This window comes from Flavobacterium sp. LC2016-01 (assembly GCF_009711135.1).
Lineage (GTDB): Bacteria > Bacteroidota > Bacteroidia > Flavobacteriales > Flavobacteriaceae > Flavobacterium.
Genome location: NZ_WMIC01000011.1, coordinates 126,290 through 137,456 on the forward strand (window position 1 = coordinate 126,290; position 11,167 = coordinate 137,456).

Genomic DNA, 11,167 nt, shown 5'->3' on the forward strand with positions numbered 1-11,167 from the left:
AGCACAATTTTTTAATGCAAAAACACTTTTATTTTATCCTTTCGATAAATAACAATAGCCGAAGCAAGATTCCAGAAAAAAGAACTTGCAACAAATGCAATTGCGCCGCCTGTCATTCCGTAAATCGGAATTAAAAATCGGTTCAAAATGAAATTAATCACAACCGCAATCATTAAAATGACCTGAAAAGTATGCTGTCTTCCCGTCATATTCAAATAAACCGAAGCCGTACCAAATGCCGAGCAAATGCCTTGACCAATAATCAAAATTAAAAATGCCTGCTGTGCCACAACATATTGATGTCCGAAAATTGACAAAATAGATTTTGAAAAATAACTGATCAATAAGATAACCGGCAATGTTATTCCGAAGATTAAGCGGGCACTATTTCTTGAAACTTCTATTAATTCTGCCATTTTATGGCTCGCAAAAAACTCTGCAATTTTAGCCGAAACGGTAATATTTATACTCACAATTATTATCGAAATAATCGTCATAATCTTAACGCCAACCGAATAAAAAGCAACGGTTTCATCGTTTCTGTATTTCTTCAGAAACATAATATCAAAACACATTAATAAAAACAATGCCATTGCGCTGATGGCAATTGGATATGATTTTAAAAATATTTCTTTATGCGAAAAATTTTCAGCCGTTTTTAAAACCGAATTTTTTCGAAAATAAACCAAAACAAAGATCGAACTCAGTACCGCAAGAAAAACAAATCCTAACAAAAAAACATCAACTAAATATTCTTCTTTATGCCAATAAAATAAAATAACCGAACCAATAATCAACGGAATATATTTAATGATATTTCGGAATAATTCGGCAACATATAATTTATCTAATGCTCTGAAAACTTCTGTATTTAAAATCGATAATCCCGAGAAAAACAATGCTAGAGTTCCTTTTAGTAAAATCGAATATACCGCATGATCTGAAAAATAATTGTTAATCGTTTCTTTACTGATGACTGCAATTAAAAGCAACACAATCAATGAAGTTCCCAAAAGCATCAGAACCATTTTTATGTATATATTTTTTAATTCGTCAAGTGCGTTTTGACTTGCCAATTTCCCTTTAAAATAGATAATCGACTGATCAAAACCGAGCAAACACATACTCCCGATAGACAACAAAAAGGAACGTACAAAATCATATTGGCCAACTAATTTTGGACTATAGCTTTTTGTCAAAAAAACGGTAAATCCAAACAAAAGCAACGCACCAAAAACACGTAGAGATAAAGTGCTGAAACTCTGCCTTAAAAATCGATTCCTTGAAAATCTTTCAAAAATAGAACTGGCTTTCAATGGGTTTAAAGTTGACTTGCTTTTGAAAGTGCAAGCTGTTTACGGTAAAATTTTCCAAACATGCTAATCAAAACAAAAACAAAAATAAAGAAAAGTGGGAACCAGATTTTAAGGTTTCCGTTCACGACTTTGTTTTCATTTATATTAAGTGTCGAATTAATTTCTTTAATCGTTTTGTCCGAACTCATTAATCTGATTTTATTTTTTCCTTGTTCCAAAATCAATTTTTGTTTGGTTTTTAAGATATCGTTCAGCTGCAGATTTTCATTGTAATAAACCACTTTATCACTTTTTGCCGTACTTGAAAGTCCTTTTAAAACTTGATCTATCTGCGAAACAATAGTATCGTTTTGCGCAATTTCGCGCTCTAGATTTTTGTATCCAATTTTTTGCGCAGCATCAAAGTATTCCGAATTATTCAAGAATTTTAGTAACGGTTCAACAATTTCTTTTTCGCTTATTTCTCCACTTGACGTAAAAGTAATGGTATGAAAAGTATAGTTTTTACTCGTTACATTATCTTCCAAAACCTTTTTTACATCGCCTACCTCAGCCATTAATTTGATGAGTTCAAGATTTTGTTCTTTGTCCTCGATAAATTTATAAACGTCAGCAACTGGTTTAATTTCAATTCTTTTGATGGCATTTGGACTTGAATTTCCAAAAACTTGATGCAAAAAATCAACATCTCCAGCAACAATTTTCGACTGAATCAAATCGATTTTGGCATACAAATAATCGACACTTTCAAAGTTTGGCGTTACAACAACCTGATTTTGAAATGACTTTTTATTTGAATCCAAATAAAATCCGAGCGCAATTCCGAGTACAGCCAAAATCAGAATCGCAATCCAGTTTCGGATAAAAAACTGAATCGCTCTAAAAATAGATCTATTAATACGGTCAAAAAAACCACCAATACTTTTTGAAAGCTGAAAAATATCTATTTCCTGATCTGTATTTTGGGGTACGTTTGTACTCATGTATTGCTTTATTTTACGTTGAAAATTTGTTCCAAAATTTTAATGGTAATCAAATAAGTTGGTTTTACGCCGGTTGTTCCAAGTCCGCCCGAAGCCAATGTGCTTCCAGTTTCCAATGGATTATCAGAAGCATAATACGCGTAACGAACTTTAATATCGTGCGGCACACTTTTTCTAATTTTAGATGCCGACTGAATCGCTTTTTGATAATACGAACCTTCCATTTCAAGGCCAATTACCCCCCAAGTCGATTCGTGAAAAAATTTCAATAAATCTCTGTTTTGTAATGAAGTTCCAAGAACGGTAACCATTGCGCCTTCACAAACAGCAATATCATTTCCTTCGAACATCGCACCGGTTAATTCATTTTCGAAGAAATAATTATCCGCCGTTCCTTCGTTGATATGCGCTGTCGGAATCATAATATCGCCTTTTCCGCCTTCCAGAATTCCGGCTTTTCCCATAATCGAAACCGATTTTACATTCAGTAAAGTTTCTTTTTTATAAGGTTTTAAAAGTTCGTCGATTGTTTCGTAAGCCTGTTCTCCAAATGCATAATCCATCACGATCAACACTGGTTTTTCTTCTCCAAAATTAGCATTTGTAAAGGCTGTTTTTGACAAATCAATTTTAGCTGTATCAAAAATCTGAACGTCAATGTTTGTTCCAGAAGTATCTAGCAAAGAAATCATTCCGTTTTTCAAAGCCAATTCTTCAACCTGACCTCTAATTTCTTTTGAACCAGAACTGCTTAATTCTTCATAAATATGGAAATCACTTTTCCCTTTATATTTTGACGTTAATAATGGCGTCGCAAAAATCGAGTTCATCACACTGTGCATGTTTGCACTGATCACATGAATTGGGCGTTTTAAAAGATCATTTGCTTTTAAAACTTCCTTGATGTTTGTTGCCCAGATTTCTCCGTGAATATGATGTCCTAGACGCTCGCGCAAAACGGGACTGAAAGTAATAGTTCGTTTATTGTTTTCGACAATTTCTTCGATTGCCAATTTTCCTAACCAATAAATGACGTGCAAGAAGCGATCTGGCGCATTTTCTGAACCGAAAGCGTCATAAATATCCAAAACTTCTTCAAAAGTTCTGGCTAATATATTCGCAACGTGCGAAATTGCTTTTTCTTTTTCAATCTGCGAAAGCTTTTTTGTCTGCGTAACGGCTTGTTCTAGTTTTAGCCAATCGCGCGAAACTTCTCCTCCATCGTCAATTAAAACCCTGTTTTTGATTTTATGTGATTCGATGAAAATGAAAGTCAAATGCGTCAGGATATCATAAATGTCTGAACGTCCGCGCGTGATTTCGACATTCATTTGTTCCTCGTCGATTCGGTAACAATTTCTTCTTCTTTTTGGAGGAACAATTGGCTGAAAATGTGATTTTGAATATCCTTCGTCTGAAGTTAAATTGATGAATCGGCATTGTTCAATTCCTATTGGAAGACGTTCTATAACGTATAAAAGTCCGTTTAGTTCTACTTTTTCCTCAGCAATATTTCCATAGATTTCAGGGCGTAATGCCAATAATGATTCTCTTAAACTATCGCCGGAAACTCCCATTGGTTTATAAAAACCACGGTTGAATAAATGGCGCATTGTAATGTACATTTTTTCAATAGCCGCAGATGATTCCTGCGCTCTTGATCTTGATATATGTTTGGTTTCTTTCATGCTATTTTATTTTAAAGATCTTGCTAATAGTGAAGATCATTCTACCTTTTCGATAAACGAAAGTAGGAAATATTAATATTATTTTAGTTGAAAACTAGAAATGTGATTTAATTATAACGTTTATTTCAAATTAGGATTCACAATTTGAATGATTTCACATTCTGCAGTTTTATATCGCCCTTCCATGAAAAAAGCTTTTAATCCAATTTTAATTCTTCCTTTATGAAGTTCTATAAGGGATTCACTTAATATCCACATTTTTGCCTTTCCTGAAGTCGGAACTTGTAATGATTTATCTAAAATGATATTACCTTCGTTATCTAAAAATTCAGGCCAAATCATCCACAATTGTTTTTTATTTTCATCGCCAGAATACATAAAATCAGAGCGATATCCCTGACTTGGGTTTCCAATTGGTCTTCCACCTTCTTCGGGAGAAAAAAAACGATACTGAACTATAAAATCACAGTCTCTATTTCTATTTTGTTCATAAGGTTTATGAAAATCCAAATTCTGTTTTTATTTCAAATTATCCGCAATCTTTCTGTCATTAGACAATCTCGGAATTTTATTCTGACCGCCCAATTTTCCCTGTGATTTCATGTATTCCTGAAACCCGTTTTTAGAAACTTTGCTTATAACTACTTTTTGCAAAACATTTCCGGTAATTAAATCGTCATAATAAATGTTTTGTTTTCGCATCGAATCGTCTATTGCTTCGGCGAAAGCCTGCATATTATCTGGCTCGTTTTCAAATTCAACAAACCATTCGTGATACGGTAATCCGCTTGACGGCGTAATTTGAGGCGCAACGGTAAATTCGTTTATTACGATATTAGTTCCGGCGGTTGCTTCTTTCATTGCATTTTCGACTTCATTGGCAATAACATGCTCGCCAAAAGCCGAAATATAATGTTTGATACGCCCTGAAACTATGACACGATACGGAGCCAAAGAAGTAAACTGAATAGTATCACCAATATTATAACCCCAAAGTCCGGCATTTGTAGAAACAATTAAAGCATAATTTACACCCAATTCTACTTCACCAATTGTATATCGTTTTGGATTTTCGGTAAAGAATTCATCAGCTTTTATGAATTCGTAGAAAATTCCAGAATTCAATAACAAAAGCATTCCTTTTTCTTTTTGAGAATCTTGATATGCAAAAAATCCTTCGGAAGCTGGAAACAATTCAATACTGTCTACTTTTTTGCCAATCATTTGTTCAAATTTGGCGCGATACGGTTCGTAATTAACGCCTCCATAAATAAACAAATTAAAGTTTTTGAATATTTCGCTGATCTTTTTTCCGCCGCTTTTTTGCTGTAAACGCTCAAAATACATTTGTACCCAAGATGGAATTCCTGAAATAACCGACATATCTTCTTTGATTGTTTCGTCGACAATAGCGTTTACTTTGGTTTCCCAATCATCAATACAGTTGGTTTCCCACGAAGGCATTCTGTTTTTCTGTAAATATTTCGGAACAAAATGCGCTACAATTCCAGAAAGTCTTCCAAAATTAATTCCGTGTTTTTCAGTTAAAATCGGGCTTCCCTGCAAAAAAATCATTTTTCCGTCAACAAAATCGGCATTTCCAGTTTCGTGAATATAATGCAGAATCGCATTACGCGCCGCTTCAACATGAAATGGCATTGATTCTTTGGTCAGCGGAATATATTTTGCGCCAGAAGTTGTTCCAGAAGTTTTGGCAAAATAGATCGGTTTTCCTTTCCAAAGAATATCTGCTTCGCCAATTTTTACTTTTTCAATATACAATTTCAAGTCTTCATAATCCCGAATTGGAACATTCTTTTGAAAATCTTCAATTGTTTTTATGCTTCCAAAATGATGATCTTTTCCAAATTCAGTTTCTTTGGCATTTTGAATCAAACTTTTAAAAACTTCAAACTGCGTTGCAACCGGTTTATTTGACCAAGCTTGAGTTTGATTGTATATTTTGCGGGCAAAAATTTTTGCTGCTATCGATTTAATTGACATTTGATATGGTATTATTTTTTGTCGCTTTTCTTTTTCTTGGTTTTGTTTTCGCCCGACTCTTTCTCTATTTTGGCAACATCTTCTCTAAGTTTAATTTCTTCTTCAGAAGCTTTCATATTCACTTCAGAAGGTTCATCAACTTCTGCCAAAATGGAGTCTTTATTGAATTTTGCATAATCCAGTTCGCCTCTCAAAACTTTCTGAACACCTTGCAAATAGGCTTCATTTTTCTTTAGCGCCGTTTCCAAAGAATCTGATTTTATTGCCAATCTAGTTGCATTTCGTTTCAATTCAGTTGAAGAATAGCCCGGAATAAACTCGCGCAATGGCGTAAACGCAATAATGAAAGTGGTTACTAAAATTAAAAATATTCCGCCTAAAGTAAACGTTACAAAAACATTCATTAAAGTCAGCCGAAATGAAAAAATCTCTTCAAATGTGTTTTCATTCAAAATTACCAGTCGGTTTTTGATGAATAATTTTTTTCTGAAATCAAATCTTTTTTTAGTCATTTTGGATGATTATTATGAGCAAATATAGCAATTAATAGTATTGATGATAGTGAAGAAAAAACGTCAAATAAAGTAATTTTATTATTTTATAAAATATTTAACGCGGTAAGAAACAAATATTTTAATCCAAAAACTCTTGTTGTTCGTATATTCTATATACCTTTGCGGTGAAAACGAAAATCAATTTGCTTCGGCATTAAATATACAATCATGGGAAGATTAGGTCTTACAGAAATCCTTGTTATAGTAGGTATTGTGATATTACTTTTTGGAGGTAAAAAAATTCCAGAATTAATGAAAGGTTTAGGAAGCGGTATTAAAGAATTTAAAAACGCTGCTAAAGACGATCAGCCTGCTGCTTCTAAAAAAGAAGAAGAGACAAAATAAGAAAGTCAAAACGAATTAAAAATCCCAGATTACAAATTGTAGTCTGGGATTTTCTTGTTTTATCTCCTATTAGAATTTTTACAATACCATCGTCAATTGAATTCTTTTTCTGTCTTCATCAACTTCAGTAACTTTTACATCAACATGCTGATGTAATTTCACCACTTCGTTTACATCACTTACAAAACCGGCTTTTAATTGCGAAATGTGAACCAATCCGCTTTCTTTGATTCCGATGTCAACAAAACAGCCAAAGTTGGTGATGTTATTAACAATTCCAGGCAGAATCATTCCCGTTTTTACATCTTTAATCGATTTTACATTCGCATCAAATTCAAAAACTTTAGCCGACTTTCTTGGGTCTAATCCAGGTTTTTCAAGCTCTTTTATGATATCTTTTAATGTAAGTAAACCAATTTCAGGTGTAATATAATTTTCGGCTTTAATAAGCGCTGTTTTCTCTTTGTTTGCAATTAAGTCGTTTACTGAAAGTTTCAAATCTTTTGCCATTTTCTCCACAACCGGATAAGCTTCTGGATGTACTGCCGAATTATCCAATGGATTTTTAGCATTTGTAATTCGAATAAACGCTGCGCCTTGCTGATAGGCTTTATCTCCTAAACGAGGCACTTTTTTCAACTGCTTTCGGTCTTCAAAAGGACCATTTTCAGAACGATATTGTACGATGTTTTCAGCAAGCTTCTCTCCTATTCCACTCACATAACTTAATAAATGTTTACTTGCTGTGTTGATATTAATTCCAACCGAGTTTACGCAGCGAATTACCGTACTGTCTAATTCTTCTTTTAATTTAGTCTGGTCAACATCATGTTGATATTGTCCTACTCCAATCGCTTTTGGGTCGATTTTTACCAATTCAGCCAACGGATCTGAAAGTCGGCGGCCGATAGAAACTGAACCACGAACGGTTACATCATAATTAGGGAATTCTTCTCTGGCGATTTTTGAAGCCGAATAAACCGAAGCTCCAGCCTCAGAAACAATAAAAACCTGCACCGGTTTGTCGAACGCGATTTTTTTGATGAAAAATTCGGTTTCGCGTGAAGCCGTTCCATTCCCAATTGAAATCGCATCTATTTGATACGCATTCACCATCGAACGGATTTTCTTGATCGCCATTGCTTCCTCATTTTGAGGTGCGTGCGGATAAATCGTTTCGTTGTATAATAAATCTCCTTTTTCGTCCAGACAAACTACTTTACAGCCGCTTCTAAATCCTGGATCGATTGCCAAAATTCGCTTTTCTCCTAAAGGCGGCGCTAATAATAACTGTCCTAAATTGTTAGCAAAAACCTGAATCGAATTGGCATCGGCTTTTGCTTTTGCTTCCTGCAGCGTTTCATTTCCAATCGCTGGATTCAGTAAACGTTTATAACTGTCTTCAATTGCTAACTGTAAATGAGCTGTTGTATTATTTTGTTTTTTAATGATGATTTCGTCGATAACATCGTAAGCATCATCAATATCAACATCAATTTTCATTTTAATAAAACCTTCATTTTCTGCACGGAGCATTGCCAATAATCGGTGCGCCGGTGCTTTTGTCAACGGTTCTTCCCAGTCAAAATATTGATTGAATTTTTGTGCGCCTTCTTCTTCAGCTTTCTTTTTTACAACTTTGGTTCCAATGGTTGCTTTCCGCTGATATAATCTACGAAGCTGTTTACGAACATAAATATTTTCGTTGATCCATTCGGCCACAATATCTCGTGCGCCTTGCATCGCAGCTTCTTCGTTAATAACATTTTCATTGATGTATTGTGTCGAAATAAAATCAACATCAACATCACTTTCTGACATAATAATTTTCGCCAAAGGTTCTAAACCAAATTCGCGTGCAACGTCGGCTTTTGTTTTTTTCTTCTTTTTATACGGAAGGTAAAAATCCTCAATTTCTTGCAAATCAAAGCTTTCTTCGATTTTCTTCTTCAAATCTGGCGTAAGCGCTTTTTGTTCTTCGATCGATTTTAAAACTGCTTCCTTACGTTTTACAAGAGTATCGTAGTCTTTTTGCAATTTTGCAATCTGCTCAATTACAACTTCGTCAAGATTTCCGGTTGTATCTTTTCGGTAGCGCGAAATAAACGGAATCGTACAGTCTTCCTCAAGTAATTTTACTGTGTTTTGAATGTTAATTGCTGCAGTTTGAACAGACTTGGCAATGAATTGAATATTAGTCATACTTTTAATGAAATAAATTCTTAATTATAAATCAGTATAATTTACTTGTTAAAATATACAAGGAAAATCACTAACCGTTTGGCTAAAATAATATCTTTGTTTTTAATATTATACCAATGGAAATTTTTTTACTCTGTTTTTTATTTATAAATATCATCGTTTTTATTCTTGCCGGATATGATAAATATCAAGCTCGAAAAAATAAACGAAGAATCCCCGAAAATACGCTATTCTTTCTGCAATTAATCGGAGGAACTCCAGGTTTATTAACGGCAATGCTTTTCTTTAGACATAAAACGAGTAAAACTTCATTTATTGTCAAATTCTCGCTTATTTTTTTGCTTCAGGGTATTTTAGTTTACCTCTATTTAACTGAAAAAATATAGATATTAACAATGTTAATAACTTGAAAAAACCATTTTAATCAGATGATTTTAAATACATTAAATAAAAAACCGGATGAATTATAAAAATCCGCCCGGTGTGTTTATCCTTTATTGGTGCGAAGCACCCGATTTTTTTTGACGTTTTACTAACAAGCAATTTTATTCACTCTATTTTGGTGTCTTCCGCCTTCAAAAGCGGTTTCCAAGAAAGTTTCAACAATTTCAACTGCTTGATGAATAGAAGTAAAGCGCGCCGGAATACTTACAATATTAGCGTCGTTATGCAAACGTGTCAAATAAGCAATTTCCTTAGTCCAGCATAAACCAGCTCTCACTTTCGGGTGTTTATTAACCGTCATTGCAATTCCGTTTCCGCTTCCGCAGATCACGATTCCAAAATCAGCTTTTCCTTCAGAAACATCATTTGCAACTGGATGTCCAAAATCTGGATAATCTACAGAAGCATCAGTGTCAGTTCCATAATTTGTTACTTCATGTCCTTTTGCTTTCAGCATTTCAACAATTGCTTTTTTATATTCTGGTCCAGCGTGGTCATTTCCTATTGAAATTTTCATTTTCTATACTATTTAGTTGTGTAGTACAAATTTACTCAATTAATAAATGTTTGCCACGAATTACACCAATTTTCACAAATTATTTTCTTTATGAATATAATCTAAACATTACAATATAAATTCGTGTACATTCGTGTAATTCGTTGCAAAAACCTTTATTTTACAACTATTTCACTGTCAAAACCTTATCACTTATTAACAATTTTAATAAGTATATAAGTCTCTCATAATCAATAAATAATAAACAGTGTTTTTGTTAAAATTTTGAAATGTTGATAGCGAATCGTAATTCGTTGATATTCAATTAACTTTAAGTTAACATTATTTGTTAATAAGTTCGAAAAGAAAATTAGAAGTTTTTTTTGGTTGTGTCAAAAAAAAACCTAATCCAAAACTGGAATTAAAAATCCTAATAAAGTTTCATTAATTTTTAGAAAAGTTATCAATATCAAAAATGCCATTTTCAACAAAAATCAACATCTGAACTTATCTACAAAATGAATTCATTTTTGGTTGTCAACCGTTGTTAATTAAAATTCAAAAAACCTTAAAAATTAAACTTTTAACTCCAAATAACTATGTTAATAACTGCCAATAACTAAGAGAAACTTCATTTCAATACTTTTAAAAATAAATTTATTCGACATATTAACACACTATAATAACCAACATTTTTTATAAAATTTTAAAAATCTTTTTTTGTTGTATTTAATATATGTTGAAAACTAAAAAAGTTGAAAAGGAAAAAAAATTTTTGAATTTGGAAAAAAGAACGTTTTTAAACGATTTTGAGAGGATTGTTTAAGTTGTCCAGAATTTGCTGTACTTCTTCGAAATCGTTGGGATGAACTTTGAGTCGGATACCGCCAAGTGCTGCCGAATACATTGGAGCGACAGAAAGCGTCATTTCGTTTTCAAAATAATATGGAATTTCTTCTTGTTCTAATAAGTGTTTCAGAACAACAGTTTCGTGCTGATAATTGAATACCGCAATGGTTTTAAAGCTTTCCATATTAGGTCTTTTTATAAATGTACGAAAAGTTATATTTTTAATAATTCTAATTGTTAAAATCTATTATCTGATATCTTATTTGTAATTTTAAACCTTATAAGA

General features: G+C 33.1%; 11 protein-coding genes. 2 read left to right on the forward strand and 9 right to left on the reverse strand.

What is annotated here, in order from left to right; genetic code table 11:
* Nucleotides 1-11: 11 nt before the first annotated feature.
* From GKZ88_RS19945 to GKZ88_RS19970, 6 genes are all read right to left on the reverse strand, one after another.
* Nucleotides 12-1,316: an oligosaccharide flippase family protein gene (locus GKZ88_RS19945; RefSeq protein WP_155104075.1), complete on the reverse strand. Its 1,305-nt coding sequence runs from the start codon at nucleotides 1,314-1,316 to the stop codon at nucleotides 12-14.
* Between the two features lie 5 nt (nucleotides 1,317-1,321).
* Nucleotides 1,322-2,299 carry a hypothetical protein gene (locus GKZ88_RS19950; RefSeq protein ID WP_155104076.1) on the reverse strand — a complete coding sequence of 326 codons (978 nt, stop codon included), beginning with the start codon at nucleotides 2,297-2,299 and terminating at the stop codon, nucleotides 1,322-1,324.
* 8 nt (nucleotides 2,300-2,307) lie between these two features.
* Entirely contained in the window at nucleotides 2,308-3,987 is a 1,680-nt protein-coding gene (locus tag GKZ88_RS19955; protein WP_155104077.1) for a hypothetical protein, read from the reverse strand.
* Nucleotides 3,988-4,107: 120 nt separating this feature from the next.
* A complete protein-coding gene (locus GKZ88_RS19960) occupies nucleotides 4,108-4,497 on the reverse strand; it encodes a hypothetical protein (RefSeq protein WP_155104078.1) in 390 nt (129 codons plus the stop codon).
* 9 nt (nucleotides 4,498-4,506) lie between these two features.
* Complete coding sequence (locus GKZ88_RS19965; protein ID WP_155104079.1) at nucleotides 4,507-5,991, reverse strand: GH3 auxin-responsive promoter family protein; 1,485 nt, start codon at nucleotides 5,989-5,991, stop codon at nucleotides 4,507-4,509.
* 11 nt (nucleotides 5,992-6,002) lie between these two features.
* A complete protein-coding gene (locus GKZ88_RS19970; RefSeq protein ID WP_155104080.1) occupies nucleotides 6,003-6,503 on the reverse strand; it encodes a peptidase in 501 nt (166 codons plus the stop codon).
* Between the two features lie 210 nt (nucleotides 6,504-6,713).
* Here GKZ88_RS19970 and GKZ88_RS19975 point away from each other — a divergent pair, with 210 nt between their 5' ends.
* The gene (locus tag GKZ88_RS19975; RefSeq protein ID WP_035646675.1) at nucleotides 6,714-6,890 is read left to right on the forward strand and encodes a twin-arginine translocase TatA/TatE family subunit; all 177 of its coding nucleotides are present in this window, start codon (nucleotides 6,714-6,716) and stop codon (nucleotides 6,888-6,890) included.
* 78 nt (nucleotides 6,891-6,968) lie between these two features.
* Here GKZ88_RS19975 and GKZ88_RS19980 read toward each other — a convergent pair whose 3' ends face one another.
* Entirely contained in the window at nucleotides 6,969-9,092 is a 2,124-nt protein-coding gene (locus tag GKZ88_RS19980) for a Tex family protein (protein WP_155104081.1), read from the reverse strand.
* A 116-nt stretch (nucleotides 9,093-9,208) separates the two neighbouring features.
* On the opposite strand from GKZ88_RS19980, the gene GKZ88_RS19985 reads away from it, so the two are divergent.
* Nucleotides 9,209-9,478, forward strand: a complete 270-nt coding sequence (locus GKZ88_RS19985; RefSeq protein ID WP_155104082.1) for a DUF1294 domain-containing protein — start codon at nucleotides 9,209-9,211, stop codon at nucleotides 9,476-9,478.
* A gap of 146 nt (nucleotides 9,479-9,624) precedes the next feature.
* Here the strand turns inward: GKZ88_RS19985 and rpiB are convergent, their stop codons facing one another.
* On the reverse strand, nucleotides 9,625-10,053 hold the full coding sequence (gene rpiB / locus GKZ88_RS19990; protein WP_155104083.1) for a ribose 5-phosphate isomerase B: 429 nt from the start codon (nucleotides 10,051-10,053) through the stop codon (nucleotides 9,625-9,627).
* Between the two features lie 778 nt (nucleotides 10,054-10,831).
* The gene (locus GKZ88_RS19995) at nucleotides 10,832-11,065 is read right to left on the reverse strand and encodes a DUF2007 domain-containing protein (protein ID WP_155104084.1); all 234 of its coding nucleotides are present in this window, start codon (nucleotides 11,063-11,065) and stop codon (nucleotides 10,832-10,834) included.
* Between the last annotated feature and the right edge of the window lie 102 nt (nucleotides 11,066-11,167).